This window comes from Sphingomonas sp. IC-11 (genome assembly GCF_021043365.1).
In the GTDB taxonomy this organism is placed as follows: Bacteria; Pseudomonadota; Alphaproteobacteria; order Sphingomonadales; family Sphingomonadaceae; genus Sphingomonas.
Map to the genome: position 1 here is coordinate 585,037 of NZ_JAJNDU010000001.1, position 20,870 is coordinate 605,906.

General features: G+C 63.4%; 33 protein-coding genes. 28 read left to right on the forward strand and 5 right to left on the reverse strand.

Features of this window, described 5'->3' with window-relative positions:
* Positions 1-62: 62 nt before the first annotated feature.
* A complete protein-coding gene (greA, locus tag LQ954_RS02705) occupies positions 63-539 on the forward strand; it encodes a transcription elongation factor GreA (RefSeq protein ID WP_227770966.1) in 477 nt (158 codons plus the stop codon).
* 137 nt (positions 540-676) lie between these two features.
* Here the strand turns inward: greA and LQ954_RS02710 are convergent, their stop codons facing one another.
* Genes LQ954_RS02710 through LQ954_RS02730 form a run of 5 tightly spaced genes read right to left on the reverse strand, consistent with a single transcriptional unit; the run spans position 677 to position 2,726 of the window.
* Complete coding sequence (locus tag LQ954_RS02710) at positions 677-907, reverse strand: DUF4170 domain-containing protein (RefSeq protein ID WP_227770965.1); 231 nt, start codon at positions 905-907, stop codon at positions 677-679.
* A 40-nt stretch (positions 908-947) separates the two neighbouring features.
* Entirely contained in the window at positions 948-1,430 is a 483-nt protein-coding gene (locus LQ954_RS02715) for a hypothetical protein (RefSeq protein WP_231021852.1), read from the reverse strand.
* Positions 1,427-1,792 carry a hypothetical protein gene (locus LQ954_RS02720; protein WP_227770963.1) on the reverse strand — a complete coding sequence of 122 codons (366 nt, stop codon included), beginning with the start codon at positions 1,790-1,792 and terminating at the stop codon, positions 1,427-1,429. The genes LQ954_RS02715 and LQ954_RS02720 overlap by 4 nt, the downstream gene beginning before the upstream one ends.
* Positions 1,789-2,130, reverse strand: coding sequence for a phage holin family protein (locus LQ954_RS02725; protein WP_227770962.1), 342 nt, complete (start codon positions 2,128-2,130; stop codon positions 1,789-1,791). The genes LQ954_RS02720 and LQ954_RS02725 overlap by 4 nt, the downstream gene beginning before the upstream one ends.
* Positions 2,131-2,135: 5 nt before the next feature.
* Positions 2,136-2,726, reverse strand: coding sequence for a hypothetical protein (locus LQ954_RS02730; RefSeq protein WP_231021853.1), 591 nt, complete (start codon positions 2,724-2,726; stop codon positions 2,136-2,138).
* 132 nt (positions 2,727-2,858) lie between these two features.
* Here LQ954_RS02730 and eno point away from each other — a divergent pair, with 132 nt between their 5' ends.
* From eno to rplR, 27 genes are all read left to right on the forward strand, one after another.
* A complete protein-coding gene (gene eno / locus LQ954_RS02735; RefSeq protein ID WP_227770960.1) occupies positions 2,859-4,139 on the forward strand; it encodes a phosphopyruvate hydratase in 1,281 nt (426 codons plus the stop codon).
* Positions 4,140-4,180: 41 nt separating this feature from the next.
* The gene (locus LQ954_RS02740) at positions 4,181-4,498 is read left to right on the forward strand and encodes an FtsB family cell division protein (protein WP_415837088.1); all 318 of its coding nucleotides are present in this window, start codon (positions 4,181-4,183) and stop codon (positions 4,496-4,498) included.
* 143 nt (positions 4,499-4,641) lie between these two features.
* Entirely contained in the window at positions 4,642-5,112 is a 471-nt protein-coding gene (locus LQ954_RS02745; RefSeq protein ID WP_231021855.1) for an MAPEG family protein, read from the forward strand.
* Positions 5,113-5,117: 5 nt separating this feature from the next.
* On the forward strand, positions 5,118-6,359 hold the full coding sequence (locus tag LQ954_RS02750) for a Xaa-Pro dipeptidase (protein WP_231021857.1): 1,242 nt from the start codon (positions 5,118-5,120) through the stop codon (positions 6,357-6,359).
* Between the two features lie 96 nt (positions 6,360-6,455).
* Positions 6,456-7,436 carry an alpha/beta fold hydrolase gene (locus LQ954_RS02755; RefSeq protein ID WP_231021860.1) on the forward strand — a complete coding sequence of 327 codons (981 nt, stop codon included), beginning with the start codon at positions 6,456-6,458 and terminating at the stop codon, positions 7,434-7,436.
* Positions 7,437-7,664: 228 nt separating this feature from the next.
* Positions 7,665-8,036 (forward strand): 30S ribosomal protein S12, encoded by a 372-nt coding sequence (gene rpsL / locus LQ954_RS02760; protein ID WP_019831557.1) that lies wholly within the window; start codon positions 7,665-7,667, stop codon positions 8,034-8,036.
* Between the two features lie 117 nt (positions 8,037-8,153).
* Positions 8,154-8,624: a 30S ribosomal protein S7 gene (gene rpsG / locus LQ954_RS02765; RefSeq protein ID WP_227770957.1), complete on the forward strand. Its 471-nt coding sequence runs from the start codon at positions 8,154-8,156 to the stop codon at positions 8,622-8,624.
* Between the two features lie 83 nt (positions 8,625-8,707).
* Positions 8,708-10,801: an elongation factor G gene (fusA, locus tag LQ954_RS02770; protein WP_227770956.1), complete on the forward strand. Its 2,094-nt coding sequence runs from the start codon at positions 8,708-8,710 to the stop codon at positions 10,799-10,801.
* 131 nt (positions 10,802-10,932) lie between these two features.
* A complete protein-coding gene (gene tuf, locus LQ954_RS02775; RefSeq protein WP_227770955.1) occupies positions 10,933-12,126 on the forward strand; it encodes an elongation factor Tu in 1,194 nt (397 codons plus the stop codon).
* Between the two features lie 172 nt (positions 12,127-12,298).
* Complete coding sequence (gene rpsJ, locus LQ954_RS02780) at positions 12,299-12,607, forward strand: 30S ribosomal protein S10 (RefSeq protein WP_066776796.1); 309 nt, start codon at positions 12,299-12,301, stop codon at positions 12,605-12,607.
* 314 nt (positions 12,608-12,921) lie between these two features.
* Positions 12,922-13,656, forward strand: a complete 735-nt coding sequence (rplC, locus tag LQ954_RS02785) for a 50S ribosomal protein L3 (RefSeq protein ID WP_227770954.1) — start codon at positions 12,922-12,924, stop codon at positions 13,654-13,656.
* Positions 13,657-13,658: 2 nt separating this feature from the next.
* Entirely contained in the window at positions 13,659-14,273 is a 615-nt protein-coding gene (gene rplD, locus LQ954_RS02790) for a 50S ribosomal protein L4 (RefSeq protein WP_231021862.1), read from the forward strand.
* Entirely contained in the window at positions 14,266-14,583 is a 318-nt protein-coding gene (locus LQ954_RS02795; protein ID WP_227770952.1) for a 50S ribosomal protein L23, read from the forward strand. The genes rplD and LQ954_RS02795 overlap by 8 nt, the downstream gene beginning before the upstream one ends.
* A gap of 1 nt (position 14,584) precedes the next feature.
* Entirely contained in the window at positions 14,585-15,418 is an 834-nt protein-coding gene (gene rplB / locus LQ954_RS02800; protein WP_227770951.1) for a 50S ribosomal protein L2, read from the forward strand.
* On the forward strand, positions 15,418-15,696 hold the full coding sequence (gene rpsS, locus LQ954_RS02805; protein ID WP_066776785.1) for a 30S ribosomal protein S19: 279 nt from the start codon (positions 15,418-15,420) through the stop codon (positions 15,694-15,696). The genes rplB and rpsS overlap by 1 nt, the downstream gene beginning before the upstream one ends.
* Complete coding sequence (rplV, locus tag LQ954_RS02810; protein WP_227770950.1) at positions 15,696-16,073, forward strand: 50S ribosomal protein L22; 378 nt, start codon at positions 15,696-15,698, stop codon at positions 16,071-16,073. Before rpsS ends, rplV begins: the two co-directional genes overlap by 1 nt.
* Positions 16,073-16,780, forward strand: a complete 708-nt coding sequence (rpsC, locus tag LQ954_RS02815) for a 30S ribosomal protein S3 (protein WP_066776782.1) — start codon at positions 16,073-16,075, stop codon at positions 16,778-16,780. Before rplV ends, rpsC begins: the two co-directional genes overlap by 1 nt.
* Positions 16,781-16,792: 12 nt before the next feature.
* Positions 16,793-17,227: a 50S ribosomal protein L16 gene (gene rplP, locus LQ954_RS02820; protein ID WP_227770949.1), complete on the forward strand. Its 435-nt coding sequence runs from the start codon at positions 16,793-16,795 to the stop codon at positions 17,225-17,227.
* 1 nt (position 17,228) lies between these two features.
* Positions 17,229-17,429: a 50S ribosomal protein L29 gene (rpmC, locus tag LQ954_RS02825; protein ID WP_227770948.1), complete on the forward strand. Its 201-nt coding sequence runs from the start codon at positions 17,229-17,231 to the stop codon at positions 17,427-17,429.
* A 13-nt stretch (positions 17,430-17,442) separates the two neighbouring features.
* A complete protein-coding gene (rpsQ, locus tag LQ954_RS02830; protein ID WP_046408562.1) occupies positions 17,443-17,727 on the forward strand; it encodes a 30S ribosomal protein S17 in 285 nt (94 codons plus the stop codon).
* A gap of 247 nt (positions 17,728-17,974) precedes the next feature.
* Positions 17,975-18,343, forward strand: coding sequence for a 50S ribosomal protein L14 (rplN, locus tag LQ954_RS02835; RefSeq protein ID WP_017979484.1), 369 nt, complete (start codon positions 17,975-17,977; stop codon positions 18,341-18,343).
* The gene (gene rplX, locus LQ954_RS02840) at positions 18,343-18,660 is read left to right on the forward strand and encodes a 50S ribosomal protein L24 (RefSeq protein WP_227770947.1); all 318 of its coding nucleotides are present in this window, start codon (positions 18,343-18,345) and stop codon (positions 18,658-18,660) included. Before rplN ends, rplX begins: the two co-directional genes overlap by 1 nt.
* The gene (gene rplE / locus LQ954_RS02845; RefSeq protein ID WP_227770946.1) at positions 18,653-19,237 is read left to right on the forward strand and encodes a 50S ribosomal protein L5; all 585 of its coding nucleotides are present in this window, start codon (positions 18,653-18,655) and stop codon (positions 19,235-19,237) included. Before rplX ends, rplE begins: the two co-directional genes overlap by 8 nt.
* 38 nt (positions 19,238-19,275) lie before the next feature.
* Complete coding sequence (gene rpsN, locus LQ954_RS02850) at positions 19,276-19,581, forward strand: 30S ribosomal protein S14 (protein WP_231021864.1); 306 nt, start codon at positions 19,276-19,278, stop codon at positions 19,579-19,581.
* Between the two features lie 10 nt (positions 19,582-19,591).
* Complete coding sequence (rpsH, locus tag LQ954_RS02855) at positions 19,592-19,987, forward strand: 30S ribosomal protein S8 (protein ID WP_231021866.1); 396 nt, start codon at positions 19,592-19,594, stop codon at positions 19,985-19,987.
* Positions 19,987-20,520 carry a 50S ribosomal protein L6 gene (rplF, locus tag LQ954_RS02860; RefSeq protein WP_227770944.1) on the forward strand — a complete coding sequence of 178 codons (534 nt, stop codon included), beginning with the start codon at positions 19,987-19,989 and terminating at the stop codon, positions 20,518-20,520. The genes rpsH and rplF overlap by 1 nt, the downstream gene beginning before the upstream one ends.
* Complete coding sequence (rplR, locus tag LQ954_RS02865; RefSeq protein ID WP_227770943.1) at positions 20,517-20,867, forward strand: 50S ribosomal protein L18; 351 nt, start codon at positions 20,517-20,519, stop codon at positions 20,865-20,867. Before rplF ends, rplR begins: the two co-directional genes overlap by 4 nt.
* Positions 20,868-20,870 lie beyond the last annotated feature (3 nt).

Sequence of the window (20,870 nt, forward strand, 5' to 3'; positions counted from 1 at the left end):
GTGCGATGCGGCCGAAATTAGGCCGCTCGGGGTTCAAGGCTTTGACGAAGGATAAGGCGCACATGGCGACCGTCGAGAAGATGCCGATGCTGCAGGAAGGCTATGAGAAGCTGACCGCAGAACTGAAACGGCTGAAAATCGAACGGCCTCAGATCGTGGATGCGATCGAGGAAGCCCGTGCGCATGGCGATCTGTCGGAAAACGCCGAGTACCACGCCGCTAAGGAGCGTCAGGGCCAGATCGAGGCGACTATCGCTGATATCGAGGACAAATTGTCGCGCGCGCAGATCATCGATCCACGCGACCTGTCGGGCGACAAGATAGTATTCGGCGCGACCGTGACCTTGATCGACGAGGACGACAAGCCGATCAAGTATCAGATTGTCGGTCAGACCGAAGCCGACGCCAAGCTTGGCCGGATCAGCTACAATTCGCCGATGGGCCGGGCGCTGATCGGGCGCAGCGTAGACGACGAAGTTGAAGTGTCGGTGCCCGCCGGAGAGCGGTACTACGTCGTCTCGAAGATCGAGTTCATCTGACCCGGAGCGGGCTTGCGAAGCGAAGCGGTCGCAGCCCCGCTGAAATGTTCATCCCGGCCATAGGCCGGGATGTTAGTTGTGAGCGTGTTGTCTAAGCCGCCTGCAGAGGCGGCGAATGGCCGGGCCTGAAGCCGCGTTTATTGGCCCGCAGGCTTCAGAAGATCCGGTTCGAGCAGCCGGTGCAGATGCACCACGACGTACTTCATTTCAGCGTCGTCTACTGTGCGCTGTGCGGCTGCGCGCCAGGCCTTTTCGGCAGAAGCGAAATCAGGAAACACCCCGACGATATCGATCGATTTCAGATCGGCAAAATCAAGGGTGCGCGGATCGGAAACCCGACCGCCGAAGACGAGGTGAAGCTTGCTCATGGCGGCTCCCTTACCGTCTAGGCGCTCGGGTTTGAACCCTTCAATGCGCCGTTTTGATCTGCTCGCGACCCGCTTCGGCCGCCGCATTACCCGCGTTTGAAGCGGCAGTGGCGACGCCCTGCAGCAGGGATTTGGCCTGCTCCTTCGCGCCGTCCTTGGTGAGTCCAAGTTCCTCGAGCTCGCCGCGCCCAGCTTCCTTGGCCGCCGCGAGGGCCGCGACCGCTGCCATGCCGATCTTCTTGCCCATCGGGGCGAGGATCTGCTTCTCCCGCTCGCTACGGGGCACCAGCGCGCCTACCAGGGCACCCAGCGCCAGCCCGCCGGCGAGAACGCCAAGCGGATTGGTGTCGACGAAATCACCGGCTTGATGCGCTGCATCGCGCACCGCCTCGCGGGAACTGCCGGCAGTGTCGCCGGCGCGCGCCACCGCGTTCTCATACGCGTGGGCCGCGCGGTCGCGCAGCGACTCGTGCTGATCGTTGCTGGCAGACGTATTGGCGGTCTCTTTACGGGCGTCGGTCATCTGTTTTTCCTCTCGGCCGATTGAGGCCAGTCACCTGGAATTGAACGCGCCAGCTGGGCCGCGGTTTCGGCGTCATGCGGGCGCTTGCGGGTAAGAGCGGCCGCGATCTGCCGGCGGGTAAGCCAGGCAATCGCGAGCGCCACCGCCCAAATAACGCGATCGGGATGGGCGCGGGCGCTCTGCACGCCTGTCCGTAAGGCTTTCTCGCCGCTTTCCTGCAGGTTCTCTACCGCGTCTCGCGCTACAACCCGCGGATTCAGGCGCGCCTGGAGCGTGGCGAAGCTATCGCCGAGCCTCTGCCGGGCCGCAGCGGCGCGCTCCTCCGCGAGAGCGACGGTTGCCGCCTGTGGATCGGTGCTCAAGATGTCACCTTCCTGGCCAGCTGCGCCTTGCCCATAAATCCGAGGACGCCGGCAATCACCAGCACGCCGAGCACGACGGCTAGGGTGGCGAGGCCAGGCCCGATCAGCGTCGCAAGCGACATGATCAACCCGACAAGCAGGGCGATCAATGCCGCCAGTGCAAGCACGCCCGCTGTTCCGAAGTAGATGGCGGCCCATTTGTAGCGCGTAACGGCAAAGGCAGCCCGCGCTTTGACGAGCGCGACTTCAGCTTGCGCCGCCTCTCGCGCATCGCCGGCGAGCTGCGAGACAAGCTGGCTGATGCCGGCCTCTTCAGGGCCGGATCGTTCCAGCAGCATCAGAGTTACGCCTTGTCGCGGTGGTCGAGTCCGGCAGAGACCAGGCGGGCTGCCACGAAACCGACCGCTGCGGCAACGCCGAGGGCAGCAGTCGGGCTCTTGCGAACCAGTTCGCGTGCATCATCAAGCAGTTCCTCGACGCTGCGATCATTCAGCGAGGAGGAAAAGCCCTGCACCTGCTCGGCAGCCGTGCGGGCATACTGACCGTATTGCTCGCCCAGCTTTTCATCGACCTGGCCGGCAGCATCGTTCAGCATTGCCACCAGCTGATCGAGCGCGCCGGTCGCCTTGGTCTTGCCCTGGTCGGCGTAGGTGCGGGCACGATCGCCTGCTTCGCTCTTGAGCTTGACGATGCCATCGCTGATCGCCTGGCGGGCGGAGGTGGGGCCGCCTTCCTTGGCGCCACTGCTGGTCTCTTCGTCTTTTGCGCCGCGCTCGCTACCCGTCGGTGAGGGCGTCGACAGCGGATCGCCAGCATCGCTGTCCATGCCCTTTAGCGGATCGCTGGGCTGGAGCGCGTCCGTCGCCGCGAACGGATCGGCGACCACGGGCGCGACGTCTTTGTCGGTCATCGGCTTGAGGGTGTCGTCGGCCATCGGGAATCCTTCCTTGATCGATCGGGAGAACCCCGCGGCACGTATCGAGGTTCCATCCCGAATTGCGGCAGCGCTCCGGGCTCGTTATCGGGCGGGGCTAACCTGTCCTCGCCATCGTAGAAGGATCGTTACGTGACCGCAATCATCGACCTGCAAGGCCGTCAGATCATCGACAGCCGGGGTAACCCCACGGTGGAAGTTGACGTGTTTCTGGAGGACGGCAGCTTCGGTCGCGCAGCGGTACCGTCGGGCGCGTCGACCGGCGCGCATGAGGCGGTTGAGAAGCGTGACGGTGACAAGAGCCGCTGGCTTGGCAAGGGCGTTGATGCGGCGGTGGAAGCCGTGAACGGCGAGATCGCCGACGCCATTCGCGGGCTTGAGGCTGAGGATCAGATCGAGATCGACGCCGCGCTCATCGAGTTGGACGGTACGGAGAACAAAGGCCGGCTTGGCGCCAACGCGATCCTGGGCGTCAGCCTTGCGGTGGCGAAGGCCGCCGCTGATGCCCGTGGCCTCCCGCTCTATCGCTATGTCGGCGGCGTTGGTGCGCATGTCCTGCCGGTGCCGATGATGAACATCATCAACGGCGGCGAACATGCCGACAATCCGATCGACTTCCAGGAATTCATGATCATGCCGGTGGGTGCCGACAGCATCCTGGAGGCAGTGCGCTGTGGCTCGGAGATCTTCCACACACTGAAGAAGGGCCTGCATGAGAAGGGCTTGGCAACGGCGGTTGGCGACGAGGGTGGCTTTGCGCCCAATCTTGCCAGCACGACGGACGCGCTCGATTTCATCATGCAGTCGATCGAAAAGGCCGGCTACACGCCGGGCGACGACGTGATGCTGGCGCTCGATTGCGCAGCGACCGAGTTCTACAAAGACGGCAAATATGTGATCTCGGGCGAGGGGCTGACGCTCGAGCCTGGCGCCATGGCCGACTATCTCGCTGACCTCGTTGCCCGGTACCCGATCCTTTCGATCGAGGACGGCATGGCCGAGGATGATTTCGAGGGCTGGAAGGCGCTGACCGACGCTGTCGGCGGCAAGGTTCAACTGGTCGGGGACGATCTGTTCGTCACCAACCCGGCACGTCTGCGCGACGGCATTTCGCGCGGCCTTGCCAATTCTTTGCTGGTGAAGGTCAACCAGATCGGCACGCTTAGCGAAACGCTTGAGGCGATCCGGGTGGCCGAGCGGGCCGGCTACACCGCGGTGATGAGCCACCGCTCCGGCGAGACTGAGGACTCGACGATCGCCGATCTGGCGGTTGCCACGAACTGTGGGCAGATCAAGACGGGTAGCCTCGCGCGCTCCGACCGGCTCGCCAAGTACAACCAACTCATCCGCATCGAGGAAGAACTTGGAACAATCGCGGCCTATGCTGGCCGGGATGTGCTGCGTTCGCGGTAAAACCGCTTGAAACAGCGAGGGCTTTCGGCGAAAATTGGCCGGTGAGCCGCCGTAAGCCCTCGTCCTTTGCTGCTATCCTGAAGCGCGCTGCCTGGCCGGCTGCGGCGCTGCTGGTGATGGCGTTCTTCGGCGGCTATGCGGTGCTTGGCGCCAATGGACTGCTGGCCTTTGGCGATTACAAGCGCCAGGTCGCGAAACGAGAGCGCTATTACGCCGCACTCGATCAGAAGCGCGAGATGCTGCGCAACCGGGTCGCTCTGCTCGACCCGCGTCATGCGAACCCTGACATGGTCGATGAACTGGTTCGGCGTGAATTGAACGTCGCTCATCCCGATGAAGTGATCGTCCCGCTGAAGTAATCGCATCCGCCGCGTGTGTGTGCCGGCGAACTGAAATTTCAGAAGCTCCCGCATCGACATTCCGGCCGACCTTCGCCCCGCTACCGCGGCTCTTTTCCCCGCTTGCGAATCAGGTCATGCTGAACCCTTCAAAGGGGAAGGGCATGGCAGTTATTGAGCTTCTGTGGCCGACGTTCGCGTTGGTGGCCTTGATATTCGTGGTCTGGTTCACGCTGTTCATCCAGCGCTTCACCCATATGCGTCGCCACCCGCCCGGCCCGCGGGATTTCGCCGACGGTGAGGCCGCGCTGCGTTACTTCCGCCCGGTGGAAATGCCGGCGAACAATCTCGCCAATCTGTTTGAAATGCCGGTGCTTTATTTTGCGCTTGTGCCGCTGCTGATCCTGACCGGACAGGCAAATCATGTGCAGGTCGCGCTCGCCTGGATGTTCGTTCTTGCACGATCTATCCACAGCTTTATCCACATAGGTCCGAAGAAGGTGCAATGGCGCTTTTTCGCCTATCTTGCCTCGGTGATCGTGCTGATGGCGATGTGGATCGGGTTTTTCGTCGATATGCTTCGCGTCGCGCGTGAATACAGCCGCGCGATCGGCGCTTTGGGGGGTGTTCTTTGAAGTCCATGCTGATTGCAGCCGCGGCCGTTGTCGCCGCTACGCCGGTGGCTGCCGAGATGGTGGTCGTAACGGCGGCGCGGATGCTCGATGTGGAGAGGGGCAGTATCGTGGAGCGCCCGGTGATCACGGTCACCGACGGCCGCATCACCGCCATTGGCGCTGCGGCGCCAGCGGATGCCAAGCAGCTTGATTTGGGTGATGTGACGCTCGTTCCCGGCCTGATCGACATGCACGTCCATCTCGACAGCACGCCGCTATACGGCGGCTACACCGGTCTGCAGTTCACCGATAATTTCTGGGCGGTGCAAGGCGTCGGCAATGCGGCCTCGATGCTGCGCGCGGGCTTCACCACCGTGCGCAATGTCGGGTCGGAAAACTACAACGACGTCGCCTACAAGCAGGCGATTGAGGAGGGGCTGATGATCGGCCCGCGGATCGTCCCTGCCGCACACGCGCTTGGCGCGACCGGCGGGCATTGCGACAGCACATTCTTCCCGCCGTCCTTCGATCAACACGGCAAGGCAGTCGGCGACACGCCCGATCAACTTCGCTTCCGTGTGCGTGAACAGCGGAAGTACGGCGCCGAGGTCATCAAGGTTTGCGCAACAGGCGGCGTCTTCAGCCGCAATACCGAGCCGGGTCAGCAGCAGCTCTCGGAAGCAGAGCTGAAGGGCATCGCCGACGAGGCGCATCAATGGGGCCTGAAGACGGCCGCCCACGCGCATGGCGCGGCCGGGATCAAGGCGGCGATTCGTGCAGGGATCGATACCATCGAGCACGCCAGCCTGATCGACGACGAAGGCATCCGCCTGGCAAAGGAACGCGGCGCCTATCTGTCGATGGATATCTACAATACGGAATACACCCAGGCCGAAGGCAAGAAGAACGGCGTGCTCGAAGATAACCTGCGCAAGGACCGCGAGGTCGCGCAGATCCAGCGAGACAATTTCCGCAAGGCCAATGCGGCTGGCGTGAAGATGGTGTTCGGCACCGACGCCGGCGTCATGCCGCACAAGGATGCGGCGAAGCAGTTCCGCGTCATGGTTCAATATGGGATGACGCCGCTGCAGGCCATTCGCGCCGCCACGGTTACCGCTGCCGAAGCGCTAGGGCGCAGCAAGGATGTTGGCACGATTGCGGTCGGCCGCTTTGGCGACATGGTGGCAGTGGCGGGTAATCCGCTCTCCGATGTCACGGTGCTGGAGCGACCGGTCGCCGTCATCAAGGGTGGTGCGCGAGTCGACTGACGTGCCGGCGCTCACGCGTTGGCATGGTATCGTGAACGAAACAAAGTTAACGGCGTCCATCTTTCGACCGGGGGATGGGTGATGCGGAGCGGAACGGTGATCGGAGTGCTGGCTGGCGCCGCCATGCTGATAGGGGCGGCGCCTGACGGCCCTGACCTTGGCGCGAACCTCGAGCGCTTCACCTACCCATGGCCCGTCCAGACCATGACGGTTGATGTCGTCGGGCAGCCGGCCAGCATGGCGTTCATGGATATCGCGGCAGAGCGGCCAAACGGGCGCGTCGTCGTTCTGCTGCATGGCAAGAATTTCTGCGGCGTGACTTGGGCTTCAAGCGCCCGCGCGCTTGCAAAGGCCGGCTACCGCGTGATCATCCCCGATCAGATCGGGTTCTGCAAATCCTCGAAGCCGCAGGCCGCGCAATATAGCCTCGCGATGTTGGCTAATAACACGCGCCGCCTGCTGGCGTCGCGCGGGGTGAGCCGGGCAACGATCGTCGGGCACTCCATGGGCGGCATGCTGGCGATGCGATACGCCATCATGTTCCCGGATGCGGTTGAGCGGTTGGTGCTGGTCAATCCGCTTGGTCTGGTCGACCGATCGGAGGAGGGCGTGCCCTATGTCGATATCGACACGCTTTGGGCGACCGAGAGGAAGACCAGCTACGCTTCGATCAAGGCGTACCAGCAGGCCAATTACTACCATGGCACCTGGAAGCCGTCGTATGACCGGTGGGTCTGGATGCAGGCGGGAATGTATGCGGGGCAGGGCCGCAACATCGTCGCGCTCGCGCAGGCGAAGACCAGCGAGATGATTCGCACCCAGCCGGTCGCCCACGAGCTGTATCGGCTGAAACCGTCCACCACGGTGATCATCGGCACGTTGGATCGGACCGCGTTCGGCCGCGGCCAGGCGCCCGCGTCGCTCCAGCAATTCTTGAAGGCGATTCCGCAGGTGGCGCCCGATGCGGTTCGCAAGATCCCGAAAGGCAAGCTGGTCCGCATGGAGGGGCTCGGTCATTCGCCTCAGATCGAAGACCCCGTCAGGTTCGAAACGCTGCTGCTCGAAACAGTGGCGTGACGCGTATCACCGCCGGCGGGTGAGGGCGCCCGGCCGGCGTTGACGGCTAAGCGTCCGATGCGTATAGCCGCGCCCGTTCGTGGCGGGTGTAACCTGCCGCGGGCAAGCTTGAACATTGCTGGATGCTTAGAGGACCCGGGAGGCTGCATGGCCGCCCAAGGTCCTTTTCGTATTCCAAGTGCTGTCAGGGCTCCAGCAAAGTAACCTATACGAAAGGTGAAGGCTTCAATGCCGACGATCAACCAGCTGGTCCGCAAGGGCCGCGAACCGCAGAAGGCCAAGAGCAAGGTCCCTGCGATGGAGCAGAACCCGCAGAAGCGCGGCGTCTGCACCCGTGTGTACACCACGACCCCGAAGAAGCCGAACTCGGCGTTGCGCAAGGTTGCAAAGGTTCGCCTGACCAACCAGCGCGAAGTCATCAGCTACATCCCGGGTGAAGGCCACAACCTGCAGGAGCACTCGGTGGTGCTGATCCGCGGCGGCCGTGTGCGCGACCTTCCGGGCGTGCGCTATCACGTGCTGCGCGGCGTTCTCGACACGCAGGGCGTGAAGGACCGCAAGCAGTCCCGCTCGAAGTACGGCGCGAAGCGTCCGAAGTAAGCCGGCATCCCGGCTGGTCCGGGGTTTCGAGGTTTGTGTCCCGCACCATCGTCAGGCGGCTCCGGCAAACGCGGGGGCAGGGCGGACAGGAGCGGTTGATCTGAGAAGGAATTCCAAATGGCGCGTCGTCGTCGTCCCGAGAAGCGGGAAATCCTGCCTGATCCCAAGTTCGGGGATGAGGTTCTGTCCAAGTTCATGAATTCGGTGATGCTGGACGGCAAGAAGTCCGTCGCCGAAGGCATCGTCTATTCCGCGCTCGACACCGTCGAGACGCGCGCCAAGCGCGATCCGCTCGGCGTGTTCCATGATGCGCTGAACAACATCAAGCCGGGGATCGAGGTCCGCAGCCGCCGTGTCGGCGGTGCGACCTATCAGGTTCCCGTCGAGGTTCGTCCGGAGCGCGCGCAGGCACTGGCGATCCGCTGGCTGATCTCCGCGGCCCGCGGCCGCAGCGAGAACACCATGTCGGCTCGTCTGTCGGGTGAGCTGCTCGACGCTTCCAACAACCGCGGCAACGCGGTGAAGAAGCGCGAAGACACCCACCGCATGGCGGAAGCGAACCGCGCCTTCAGCCACTACCGCTGGTAGTCTTGGAAGCGTCTCGAACGTAAACTATATCGTGGGGAGCCGGCCAAGGGCCTGCTCCCCACATCGCTAAGGAAAGCCCGACCATGGCCCGCAGCCATCCGCTCGAGAAGTACCGTAACATCGGCATCATGGCGCACATCGACGCCGGCAAGACGACGACGACCGAGCGCATCCTTTACTACACCGGCAAGTCCTACAAGATCGGCGAAGTGCACGAAGGCACTGCGACGATGGACTGGATGGAGCAGGAGCAGGAGCGCGGCATCACCATCACCTCCGCAGCGACCACGTGCAAGTGGCGCGCGAACGAGGGCAAGGGTGACGAGCACCTCATCAACATCATCGACACCCCCGGCCACGTCGACTTCACCATCGAGGTGGAGCGTTCGCTGCGCGTGCTCGACGGCGCGGTCACCTGCTTCGACGGCGTTGCCGGCGTTGAGCCGCAGTCCGAGACCGTGTGGCGCCAGGCGGACAAGTATCGCGTTCCGCGTCTCTGCTACGTCAACAAGCTGGACCGCACCGGTGCTAACTTCGACCGTTGCGTTCAGATGATCAAGGATCGTCTGGGTGCGCGCACGGCCGTTCTGTACTTGCCGATCGGCATCGAGAGCCAGTTCGTTGGTCTCGTCGACCTCGTCGAGAACCGTGCAATCGTGTGGCTGGACGAATCGCTGGGCGCGAAGTTCGAATATCGCGAGATCCCGGACGATATGAAGGACGTGGCTGCGGCTGCGCGTGCCGAGCTGGTCGAGATCGCAGTCGAACAGGACGAGGAAGTTCTGGAAGCGTACCTGGAGGGCAACGAGCCCGACACGGCAACGCTGAAGCGTCTGATCCGCAAGGGCACGCTGGCGTTCGACTTCGTGCCGGTGCTGTGCGGTTCGTCGTTCAAGAACAAGGGCGTTCAGCCGCTGCTCGACGCGGTGGTCGATTATCTGCCGAGCCCGCTCGACATTCCTGACGTTCAGGGCGTGAAGCTCGACGGTGAAACCGTCGACACCCGTCCGCCGTCGGATGACGCGCCGATGTCGCTGCTCGCGTTCAAGATCATGAACGATCCGTTCGTCGGCTCGCTCACCTTCGCGCGCATCTATTCGGGCAAGCTGACCAAGGGCAGCTACCTGAACTCGGTGAAGGACAAGAAGGAAAAGATCGGCCGTATGCTCCTGATGCACGCGAACTCGCGTGAGGACATCGAGGAAGCGCGCGCTGGCGACATCGTCGCGATCGCGGGTCTCAAGGAGACGACGACCGGCGACACGCTGTGCGATCCGGCGAACCCGATCATCCTCGAGCGGATGGAATTCCCTGAGCCGGTGATCGAGCTCAGCGTGGAGCCGAAGACCAAGGCTGACCAGGAAAAGATGGGCATCGCGCTCAATCGTCTGGCTGCCGAGGATCCCTCGTTCCGCGTGTCGACCGATCACGAATCCGGCCAGACGATCATCAAGGGGATGGGCGAACTCCACCTCGAGATTCTCGTCGACCGCATGAAGCGTGAGTTCAAGGTCGAGGCGAACGTCGGTGCGCCGCAGGTGGCGTATCGCGAATACCTGAAGAAGCCGGTCGACATCGACTTCACCCACAAGAAGCAGTCGGGTGGTACGGGTCAGTTCGGTCGCGTGAAGGTGAAGCTGACGCCGGGCGAGCGCGGCGCTGGCATCATCTTCAAGGACGAGATCAAGGGCGGTAACATTCCGAAGGAATATATCCCCGCGATCGAGAAGGGCTTCCGTGAGACCGCGGCGACCGGTTCGCTGGTCGGCTTCCCGATCATCGACTTCGAGATCACGCTGTACGACGGCGCGTACCACGACGTCGACTCGTCGGCCCTTGCGTTCGAAATCACCGCCCGTGGCGCCATGCGCGAAGCGGCGCAGAAGGCCGGCATCACGTTGCTCGAGCCGGTGATGAAGGTCGAGGTCGTGACGCCGGAGGATTACCTGGGCGACGTGATCGGTGACATGAACTCGCGTCGTGGCCAGATCCAGGGCACTGACACGCGCGGCAACGCGCAGGCGGTGACGGCGATGGTCCCGCTGGCGAACATGTTCGGCTACGTGAACTCGCTGCGTTCCTTCACCCAGGGCCGCGCGAGCTACTCGATGCAGTTCTCGCACTATGACGAAGTGCCGCAGAACGTTGCCGACGAAGTGAAGGCCAAGATGGCCTGACCCGTTTCTCCGTCATCCGGCACTGCCGGGTGGCGGAGAGGGTTTGCGAAACCGCAATTCAGCCGCTATGGGGCCGCCTTCACGGCGAGTCCTCGTGCGGCTCAAGTGGAAATCCAGAAGGTAGGACAACAATGGCTAAGGCTAAGTTTGAGCGGACCAAGCCGCACCTGAACATCGGCACCATCGGTCACGTCGACCACGGCAAGACCTCGCTGACCGCAGCGATCACCAAGGTTCTGGCTGACCAGGGTCTGTCGGAAAAGGTCGACTTCGAAAACATCGACAAGGCGCCGGAAGAGCGCGCTCGCGGCATCACCATCTCGACCGCGCACGTCGAGTATGAGACCGCAAACCGCCACTACGCGCACGTCGACTGCCCGGGTCACGCTGACTATGTGAAGAACATGATCACCGGCGCGGCGCAGATGGACGGCGCGATCCTGGTCGTGTCGGCCACCGACGGCCCGATGCCGCAGACCCGTGAGCACATCCTGCTCGCCCGCCAGGTTGGCGTGCCGGCGATGGTCGTGTTCATGAACAAGGTCGACCTCGTCGACGACGAAGAGATCCTGGAGCTCGTCGAGCTCGAGGTTCGCGAGCTGCTGTCCTCGTACGAGTTCCCGGGCGACGATATTCCGATCATCAAGGGTTCGGCCACGGCCGCTCTCTCGGGTTCGGACGAGAAGCTCGGCAAGAACGCCGTTCTCGAGCTGATGCAGGCGGTTGACGACTACATCCCGCAGCCGGAGCGTCCGCTGGACAAGCCGTTCATGATGCCGATCGAAGACGTGTTCTCGATCTCGGGCCGCGGCACCGTGGTGACCGGCCGTGTCGAGACCGGCGTGATCAAGGTTGGTGAGGAAGTCGAGATCGTCGGCATCCATCCGGAAGTCCGCAAGACGACCGTCACCGGCGTTGAGATGTTCCGCAAGCTGCTCGACCAGGGCCAGGCTGGCGACAACGTCGGCGCGCTCATCCGCGGTGTTGCTCGCGACGAAGTCGAGCGTGGCCAGGTGCTCTGCAAGCCGGGCTCGATCAAGCCGCACACCGACTTCTCGTCGGAAGTGTACGTGCTGTCGAAGGAAGAGGGTGGCCGTCACACGCCGTTCTTCGCCAACTATCGTCCGCAGTTCTACTTCCGTACCACGGACGTGACCGGCACCGTCGAGCTGCCTGAGGGCACCGAGATGGTGATGCCGGGCGACAACGTCGCTCTGGGCATCAAGCTGATCGCTCCGATCGCTATGGACGTCGGCCAGCGCTTCACGATCCGTGAGGGTGGTCGTACCGTCGGCGCCGGTGTCGTCAGCGGCATCAGCAAGTAAGATCTTCCTCTAAGATCTAGCGGTTCGCCGCAAAGCTGCCGCCCGGCACGCCATTTGGCGTGTCGGGCGGTTGCCTTTTTATGAGGGCATGGCTATTGGCCGCGCCTTCAACAGTTTCACGAACAGCAAGAGCCGCGTTCACGTGGCCCGCTCTTTCGCATCGGTAGGGATTATGGACAGCAACATCCGCATTCGCCTGAAGGCGTTCGATCATCGCGTGCTCGATCAGGCTACCGGCGACATCGCCGACACCGCCCGACGCACGGGTGCCCTTATCCGCGGTCCGATCCCGCTTCCGACGCGTATCGAAAAGTTCACGGTCAACCGTGGCCCGCACGTCGACAAGAAGAGCCGCGAGCAGTTCGAAGTGCGTACCTACAAGCGTATGCTCGACATCGTGCAGCCAACCCCGCAGACCGTCGACGCGCTGATGAAGCTCGACCTGGCCGCGGGCGTTGACGTTGAGATCAAGCTGGCGTAATGGCCCGCATCCCGCGGTTGACGTGAGTCCCGCGGGTTTGTCGTTCCCGTGGTGAGGGAATGGTTGGGAAGCCCCAAGGGCCCCTGACAAGCAAGAGATACCGCCAGTCGTTCGCGGCTGGGACAGCGTCTCCCGTCTGCTTCCGCGAGGAAGCAAACAGCCCGGGACGGGGGCACGTTTCGCATTTTCCGGGCTGAGGGATTTTGTCAAAGTTGTGCTTTGGCGGGGTCCCGATTGGGATGTCTCCTTTCAGGAGGCGTCACAAGCACCTTGGGGATGGGCCTCAGGGTGCCTCTGTTGAGGAGCTACGGATCATGCGTACCGGCGTGATCGCGAAGAAGATGGGCATGACCCGCCTGTTCCAGGACGACGGCCGCCACGTGCCTGTCACTGTCCTGCAGCTGGAAGGGCTTCAGGTCATCTCTCGCCGCGAAACAGAACGTGACGGCTATACGGCCGTCCAGCTTGGTGCAGGCGTCGCCAAGGCAAAGAATGTCGCCAAGCCGCAGCGCGGCCACTTCGGCAAGGCCGAAGTCGAGCCGAAGGCGATCGTCCACGAATTCCGCGTCAGCGAGGACAACCTCCTCGACGTCGGCGCCGAGATTTCGGCTGATCACTTCGTTGCTGGCCAGTTCGTCGATATCCAGGGTCGTACCCAGGGTAAGGGTTTCGCTGGCGCCATGAAGCGCTGGAACTTCGGCGGTCTGCGTGCGACGCACGGCGTTTCGGTTTCGCACCGTTCGCACGGTTCGACCGGTAACCGTCAGGATCCGGGCCGCGTCTTCAAGAACAAGAAGATGGCTGGTCACATGGGTGACAAGAACCGCACCCAGCAGAACCTCGAGATCGTCGGCACCGACGTCGAGCGTGGCCTCATCTTCGTCAAGGGTTCGGTCCCTGGCTCGAAGGGCGGCTGGCTGTTCGTCAAGGACGCCGTGAAGCTGAAGCCGCATGCCGACGCGCCGCGTCCGGCCGGCTTGAAGGCTGCCAATAGCAACAACGCAGCGGCTGCTCCGGCAACCGAAGCGACCGACGGCCAGGAGGGCTGAACGTGAAGGTCAAGGTTTCCTCCTTCGCCGGGAACGAAGCGGCGGACGTCGAGCTGTCGGACGAGGTCTTCGGCCTCGAGCCGCGCGCCGACATCCTGCACCGCGTTGTGACCTGGCAGCTCGAGAAGCGTCGCGGCACTGCCCGCGGCACCCGCGAGCGTTCGGACGTCGCGCGTTCGGGCAAGAAGCTCGGTCGCCAGAAGGGCGGCGGTGTGGCTCGTCACGGCGATCGCCGCGCTCCCGTCTTCATCGGCGGTGGTAAGGCTCACGGTGCCCGCGTTCGCGACTTCAATCCGTCGCTGAACAAGAAGGTTCGTGCGCTGGGCCTGAAGATGGCGCTTTCGAGCCATGCGAAGGCCGGCTCGCTGATCGTGCTCGACGGTTTCCAGGTCGCCAAGACCAAGGAACTGAAGGGTCACTTCGAGGCGCTCAACGTTGGCAAGCGCACGCTGGTCATCGACGCCGAGACGGCTGAGGGCTTCCGCGCCGGCTACAACCTGCCGGGTGTGGATCTGCTCCCTGCGGTTGGCGCCAATGTCTATGACATCATCAAGGCCGATACGCTGGTGCTGACCCGCGCTGCGGTCGAGAAGCTGGAGGCTCGCTTCAATGGCTAAGCAGCAGCAGAAGGCGATCGACAACCGTCACTATGACGTGATCGTCGCGCCGCACATCACCGAGAAGTCGACCCTTCTCTCCGAGCAGAACGCCGTGGTGTTCAAGGTCGCGCAGAACGCGTCCAAGCCGGAGATCAAGGCGGCGGTTGAAGCGATCTTCGACGTCAGCGTCGTTGGCGTGAACACCATCGTCCAGAAGGGCAAGACGAAGCGCTGGAAGGGCAAGCCCTATTTCCGGTCGGACATGAAGAAGGCGATCGTCACGCTCAAGGACGGGCAGACGATCGACGTCACCGAGGGGGCCAAGTAAGATGGCACTCAAGCATTATAACCCGACCAGCCCCGCGATGCGCGGGCTGGTGCTGATCGACCGGTCGGGCCTGCACAAGGGCGCGCCTGTCAAGGCGCTGACCGAAGGCAAGCGCAAGACCGGCGGTCGCAACAACAAGGGTCACGTGACCAGCCGCGGCATCGCGGGCGGCCACAAGCAGAAGTATCGCTATATCGACTTCAAGCGTCGCAAGTGGGACGCCGAGGGTACGGTCGAGCGGCTCGAGTATGACCCGAACCGTACGGCGTTCATCGCGCTGATCAGCTACGCCGACGGCGAGCAGGCCTACATCATCGCGCCGCAGCGCCTGAATGTTGGCGATAAGATCATCGCCGGCAAGAAGACTGACGTGAAGCCGGGCAACGCCATGGAGTTGGGCCAGGTCCCGGTCGGCACCATCGTCCACAATGTGGAGATGAAGCCGATGAAGGGTGGCCAGATCGCCCGTTCGGCCGGCACCTATGTGCAGGTCGTTGGTCGTGACCGCGGCCTGGTGATCGTTCGCCTGAACTCGGGCGAGCAGCGTTACCTGCGCAGCGATTGCATGGCGACGGTTGGTGCGGTGTCGAACCCCGACAACCAGAACCAGAACTTCGGCAAGGCTGGTCGCAGCCGCTGGATGGGCAAGCGTCCGCTTACCCGTGGCGTTGCGAAGAACCCGGTCGATCACCCGCACGGCGGCGGTGAAGGCCGCACCTCGGGCGGCCGTCACCCGGTCACGCCGTGGGGCAAGCCGACGAAGGGTGCGCGCACCCGCCACAACAAGGCGACGGACAAGATGATCATCCGTAGCCGCCACGCGAGGAAGAAGTAATGGCTCGCTCCGTCTGGAAGGGTCCGTTCGTGGACCTTCATCTGCTGAAGAAGGCAGAGGTGGCGCAGGATCAGGGCACCCGTGCAGGTCCGATCAAGACCTGGTCGCGTCGTTCGACGATCCTCCCGCAGTTCGTCGGTCTGACGTTCAACGTCTACAATGGCCGCAAGTTCGTGCCGGTGTCGGTGAACGAAGAGATGGTCGGCATGAAGCTGGGTGAGTTTGCGCCGACGCGCTACTTCCCGGGTCACGCCGCTGACAAGAAGGGCAAGCGCTGATGAGCAAGCCTCAGTCCCCCCGCAAGGTCGGCGAGAAGGAAGCCCTCTCGGTCGGCACGCAGATCCGTGGTTCGGCGCAGAAGCTGAACCTCGTCGCGGGTCTGATCCGCGGCAAGAAGGCCGGCGACGCGATGAACATCCTGGCCTTCTCGAAGAAGGGCATGGCGGTCGACGCGCGCAAGGTGCTCGCCTCCGCGATCGCCAACGCCGAGAACAACCACAACCTCGACGTCGACGCGCTCGTCGTCGCCGAGGCGTCGGTCGGCAAGTCGATCACCATGAAGCGGTTCGCGACGCGCGGCCGCGGCAAGTCCACCCGCATCCTGAAGCCGTTCTCGCGGCTGCGGATCGTCGTGCGCGAGCAGGAAGAAGCCTAATGGGTCATAAGAGCAACCCGATCGGTCTGCGCCTGCAGATCAACCGCACCTGGGACAGCCGCTGGTACGCCGACGGCGCTGACTATGGTCGCTTGCTGCTGGAGGATCTGAAGATCCGTCAGTACATCCTGAAGACGCTGCCGCAGGCGGCGATCTCCAAGGTGGTGATTGAGCGTCCGGCCAAGCTGTGCCGCATCTCCATCTTCGCTGCGCGCCCCGGCGTGATCATTGGCAAGAAGGGCTCGGACATCGAGAAGCTGCGCAAGACGCTCGGCGCGATGACCAGCTCCGACGTTTCGCTGAACATTGTCGAGATCCGCAAGCCGGAAGTCGACGCGAAGCTCGTCGCCCAGGGCATTGCTGATCAGCTCGAGCGCCGTATCGCCTTCCGCCGCGCCATGAAGCGCGCGGTGCAGTCGGCAATGCGCCTGGGTGCCGACGGCATCCGCGTTGCGTGCGGCGGTCGCCTTGGCGGCGCCGAGATCGCGCGTTCGGAGAGCTATCGCGAAGGCCGCGTTCCGCTCCACACGCTGCGTGCGAACATGGACTATGCCGAGGCGCAGGCCCACACCGCTTATGGTGTGTGCGGCGTCAAGGTCTGGATCTTCAAGGGTGAGATCCTGGGCCATGATCCGACGGCGACCGATCGCCTGATGATGGAGGCCCAGACCTCCGGCGTGCGCCCTGCGCGCGATGACCGCCGCTAAGGAGTAGAAGAAGTGCTGCAACCAAGGCGCACCAAGTTCCGCAAGGCGTTCAAGGGCCGCATCAGCGGCGACGCCAAGGGCGGTACCGCGCTCAACTTCGGGTCCTACGGCCTGAAGGCGATGGAGCCGGAGCGCATCACCGCGCGTCAGATCGAGGCGGCTCGCCGTGCGATCACGCGTCACATCAAGCGCCAGGGCCGTCTCTGGATCCGCGTGTTCCCGGACGTGCCCGTGTCGGGCAAGCCGGCCGAAGTCCGCATGGGCTCGGGTAAGGGCTCGCCGGAGTTCTGGGCGGCTCGCGTCAAGCCGGGCCGTATCCTGTTCGAGCTGGACGGCGTTCCCGGGCCGCTCGCTGCCGAGGCGTTCGAGCGCGCGGCAATGAAGCTGCCGATCAAGACCAAGGTCGTGGCGCGCCTCGGCGACACGTCGCACCTCGGAGGCGAGTAAGATGGCGAAGACTGACTACAACGGCCAGAGCGACGACCAGCTCGTCGAGGCGTTGGGCAACCTGAAGCGGGAGCAGTTCAACCTGCGCTTCCAGGCCGCGACCAACCAGCTCGAGAAGCCGAGCCGCGTGCGCGAGGTCCGCAAGGACATCGCCCGCATCAAGACCCTGCAGGCGCAGCGCACCGCTGCCGCCGGCAAGTAAGAGGACCACAGCCATGCCGAAGCGCGTGCTGACCGGGCTGATCGTCTCCGACAAGGGCGACAAGACGGTGGTCGTGAACGTTGAGCGCAAGGTGAAGCACCCGCTCTACGGCAAGATCATCCGCCGTTCGAAGAAGTATCACGCCCATGACGAGGCGAACGAGTACAAGCAGGGCGAGACCGTGCGGATCGAAGAAACCGCGCCGATCTCCAAGCTGAAGACCTGGAAGGTTGTCGATCGGGTGAACACCCACGCGACGCCTGAGCGGGTCGAGATCGACGAGCCGGCCTCGGCGTAAGCCGCAGGTCCGGGTCGAAGACCAGGGCGCTCTTGTCAGTATCGGCCAGGGTCCGGATTGTCCGGAGACCAGTCGAGGGGCGGGGGCGATCGAGAGCAGGCAAGGATGGGGCCCCACGGGGCATTGCCTTTTGTCTGTGGAGCGGCTAACGGGCCGCTCCCCCTGGACGCGATTGTCGCGCCCAGGGTCATTTTTTTAAGGCGGGGTTGGGTCGGTATCCACCCCATAGCGAGAAGGAAGCGGATCGATGATCCAGATGCAGTCCAATCTCGACGTCGCTGACAACAGCGGCGCGAAGCGGGTGCAGTGCATCAAGGTGCTTGGTGGTTCCAAGCGCCGCACGGCCAGCGTCGGCGACATCATTGTCGTGTCGATCAAGGAAGCGCAGCCGCGGGGCAAGGTGAAGAAGGGTGACGTGCATCGCGCCGTCATCGTGCGCACCGCCAAGGACATTCACCGTGCGGACGGCTCGACCATCCGTTTCGACGGCAACGCCGCCGTGCTGGTCAACAAGAACGAGGAGCCGATCGGCACCCGTATCTTTGGCCCGGTGGTGCGTGAACTTCGTGGCAAGAAGCACATGAAGATCATCTCGCTGGCTCCGGAGGTGCTGTAATGGCTGCCGCAAAGATCAAGAAGGGTGACCAGGTCATCGTTCTGTCCGGCAAGGACAAGGGCAAGACGGGTACCGTGACTGCTGCCATGCCGAAGGACGGCAAGGTCGTTGTGGCCGGCGTGAACGTGGCGACCCGCCACACGAAGCCGTCGCAGATGAACCCGCAGGGCGGCCTGAACCGCTTTGAAGCGCCGCTGCACGTTTCGAAGGTCGCGCACGTGACCGCCGATGGCAAGCCGACGCGCGTCCGTTTCGAAATGCAGGACGGCAAGAAGGTCCGTGTTGCGGTCAAGACCGGGGAGAAGATCGATGGCTGATGGCTACACGCCCCGCCTGCGCAAGCTGTATGACGAGACCATCGTAAAGGCGATGATCGAGAAGTTCGGCTACAAGAACGCGCTCGAAATCCCGCGGATCGAGAAGATCGTGCTCAACATGGGCGTCGGTGAGGCGACCCAGGACAAGAAGCGTGTCGAGCAGGCCGCTTCCGAGATGGAGCTGATCGCGGGCCAGAAGCCGGTGATCACCAAGGCGAAGAAGTCGATCGCGCAGTTCAAGCTGCGTGAAGGCATGCCGATCGGCGTGAAGGTCACGCTGCGTCGCGAGCGCATGTACGAATTCCTCGATCGCTTCATCACCATCGCGCTTCCGCGTGTTCGCGACTTCCGCGGCCTGAACCCGAAGAGCTTCGATGGACGCGGCAACTATGCCTGCGGCCTGAAGGAGCAGATCGTGTTCCCGGAAATCAACTATGACCGCATCGACAAGGTGCGCGGCATGGACGTGATCGTCACCACGACCGCCAAGACCGACGACGAGGCGCGCGAGCTGCTTCGCCTGTTCGGCTTCCCGTTCCCGCGGGATGAGGCGGCTGAAGAGAAGAAGGCGGCGTGAGCCCCTTGGCAACGAACTGAACGAGAGAGCTTAAGTCCATGGCGAAACTGAGTTCCGTGAACAAGAACGAGCGTCGCAAGAAGCTCGTGAAGCAATACGCCCCGAAGTGGGCGAAGCTGAAGGCAACGGCGAACGACAAGTCGCTCGACGAGACCGAGCGTCTCATCGCGCGTCTCAAGATGGCCGAACTTCCGCGCAATTCGAACCCGACCCGCGTCCGCAATCGCTGCGAGATCACCGGCCGGCCGCGCGCTTACTATCGCAAGTTCCGTCTTGCCCGCGTGATGCTGCGCGATCTGGCCAATAAGGGCCTGATCCCCGGTCTGACGAAGTCGAGCTGGTAAGGACACCAAGATGGCAGTGACCGATCCCCTGGGTGACCTGCTCACCCGCATCCGCAACGGCCAGCGCGCACGCAAGGACAGCGTCGTGTCGCCGGCGTCGAAGCTGCGGACCCGCGTGCTCGACGTGCTTCAGCGCGAAGGCTACATCCGTGGCTATAGCGAGGAAGATCTGGGCCCCGTGAAGGGCGTCCGCATCGAGCTCAAGTATTTCGAGGGCCAGCCGGCGATCAAGCATGTCGCCCGCGTCTCGAAGCCTGGTCGTCGTATCTACAGCGGCTCGCAGAGCCTGCCGCGCGTGATGAACGGCCTTGGCATCACGATCGTCTCGACGCCGCGTGGCGTGCTCTCGGATGCCGAGGCGCGTGAGCAGAACGTCGGTGGCGAAGTGCTGGCGGAGGTGTTCTGATGAGCCGCATCGGTAAGAAGGCGGTCCCCGTTCCGGCTGGCGTCACTGCCACCGTCACGGGTAACCAGCTGTCGGTGAAGGGGCCCAAGGGCACCCTCTCGCTGACAATGTCGGACCTGATCACGTACGACATCCAGTCGGACGGCATTTCGGTGCAGCCGGCGAATGACTCCAAGCAGGCTCGCGCCTTCTGGGGCATGCAGCGGACCATGGTGCAGAACCTCGTCACGGGCGTGACCGAGGGCTTCACCAAGAAGCTCCTGATCACTGGCGTCGGCTACCGCGCTGCGGCGCAGGGCAAGAAGCTGAAGCTGCAGCTCGGCTACAGCCATGATGTCGACATCGACGTGCCGGAAGGCATTGAGGTGAAGACCCCGGATCAGACCACGGTCGAGATTTCGGGCGCCGACAAGCAGAAGGTTGGCCAGCTGGCCGCCGAGATCCGCCGCTGGCGCAAGCCTGAGCCGTACAAGGGCAAGGGCATCAAGTACGACGGCGAGTTCATCTTCCGTAAGGAAGGAAAGAAGAAGTGACCAAGGGCCTTTCGCTTTTCGAGAAGCGGCGTCGCCGCAACCGTACGGCGCTTCGTGCGCGCAGCGGTGGCCGTCCGCGCCTGTCCGTGCATCGTTCGGGCAAGCACATCTATGCCCAGGTAATCGACGACGCGCAGGGCCGCACGGTCGCTGCTGCCTCGACGCTCCAGGGCCACGAGGGTGCAACGTCGAACGTCGATGCTGCGAGCGCCGTTGGCAAGCGCATTGCCGAGGCGGCGAAGGCTGCCGGCGTCACGCAGGTCGTGTTCGATCGCGGCGGCTTCCTCTTTCACGGCCGAGTGAAGGCGCTGGCGGAAGCCGCGCGCGAAGCCGGACTGGAGTTCTAAGAC

Bases quoted from the DNA above. Each gene is read 5' to 3' on its own strand.
- rpmC (WP_227770948.1), top strand. From the start codon at position 17,229: ATGGCGAAGACTGACTACAACGGCCAGAGCGACGACCAGCTCGTCGAG.
- tuf (WP_227770955.1), top strand. From the start codon at position 10,933: ATGGCTAAGGCTAAGTTTGAGCGGACCAAGCCGCACCTGAACATCGGC.
- LQ954_RS02725 (WP_227770962.1), bottom strand. From the start codon at position 2,130: ATGCTGCTGGAACGATCCGGCCCTGAAGAGGCCGGCATCAGCCAGCTT.
- rplV (WP_227770950.1), top strand. From the start codon at position 15,696: ATGAGCAAGCCTCAGTCCCCCCGCAAGGTCGGCGAGAAGGAAGCCCTC.
- LQ954_RS02710 (WP_227770965.1), bottom strand. From the start codon at position 907: ATGAGCAAGCTTCACCTCGTCTTCGGCGGTCGGGTTTCCGATCCGCGC.
- rplC (WP_227770954.1), top strand. From the start codon at position 12,922: ATGCGTACCGGCGTGATCGCGAAGAAGATGGGCATGACCCGCCTGTTC.
- rplE (WP_227770946.1), top strand. From the start codon at position 18,653: ATGGCTGATGGCTACACGCCCCGCCTGCGCAAGCTGTATGACGAGACC.
- rplX (WP_227770947.1), top strand. From the start codon at position 18,343: ATGGCTGCCGCAAAGATCAAGAAGGGTGACCAGGTCATCGTTCTGTCC.
- rpsC (WP_066776782.1), top strand. From the start codon at position 16,073: ATGGGTCATAAGAGCAACCCGATCGGTCTGCGCCTGCAGATCAACCGC.
- greA (WP_227770966.1), top strand. From the start codon at position 63: ATGGCGACCGTCGAGAAGATGCCGATGCTGCAGGAAGGCTATGAGAAG.
- rplN (WP_017979484.1), top strand. From the start codon at position 17,975: ATGATCCAGATGCAGTCCAATCTCGACGTCGCTGACAACAGCGGCGCG.
- LQ954_RS02745 (WP_231021855.1), top strand. From the start codon at position 4,642: ATGGCAGTTATTGAGCTTCTGTGGCCGACGTTCGCGTTGGTGGCCTTG.
- LQ954_RS02730 (WP_231021853.1), bottom strand. From the start codon at position 2,726: ATGGCCGACGACACCCTCAAGCCGATGACCGACAAAGACGTCGCGCCC.
- rpsN (WP_231021864.1), top strand. From the start codon at position 19,276: ATGGCGAAACTGAGTTCCGTGAACAAGAACGAGCGTCGCAAGAAGCTC.
- rpsQ (WP_046408562.1), top strand. From the start codon at position 17,443: ATGCCGAAGCGCGTGCTGACCGGGCTGATCGTCTCCGACAAGGGCGAC.
- LQ954_RS02795 (WP_227770952.1), top strand. From the start codon at position 14,266: ATGGCTAAGCAGCAGCAGAAGGCGATCGACAACCGTCACTATGACGTG.
- fusA (WP_227770956.1), top strand. From the start codon at position 8,708: ATGGCCCGCAGCCATCCGCTCGAGAAGTACCGTAACATCGGCATCATG.
- rplB (WP_227770951.1), top strand. From the start codon at position 14,585: ATGGCACTCAAGCATTATAACCCGACCAGCCCCGCGATGCGCGGGCTG.
- rpsJ (WP_066776796.1), top strand. From the start codon at position 12,299: ATGGACAGCAACATCCGCATTCGCCTGAAGGCGTTCGATCATCGCGTG.
- LQ954_RS02750 (WP_231021857.1), top strand. From the start codon at position 5,118: ATGCTGATTGCAGCCGCGGCCGTTGTCGCCGCTACGCCGGTGGCTGCC.
- rpsG (WP_227770957.1), top strand. From the start codon at position 8,154: ATGGCGCGTCGTCGTCGTCCCGAGAAGCGGGAAATCCTGCCTGATCCC.
- rpsL (WP_019831557.1), top strand. From the start codon at position 7,665: ATGCCGACGATCAACCAGCTGGTCCGCAAGGGCCGCGAACCGCAGAAG.
- rpsS (WP_066776785.1), top strand. From the start codon at position 15,418: ATGGCTCGCTCCGTCTGGAAGGGTCCGTTCGTGGACCTTCATCTGCTG.
- rpsH (WP_231021866.1), top strand. From the start codon at position 19,592: ATGGCAGTGACCGATCCCCTGGGTGACCTGCTCACCCGCATCCGCAAC.
- LQ954_RS02715 (WP_231021852.1), bottom strand. From the start codon at position 1,430: ATGACCGACGCCCGTAAAGAGACCGCCAATACGTCTGCCAGCAACGAT.
- rplF (WP_227770944.1), top strand. From the start codon at position 19,987: ATGAGCCGCATCGGTAAGAAGGCGGTCCCCGTTCCGGCTGGCGTCACT.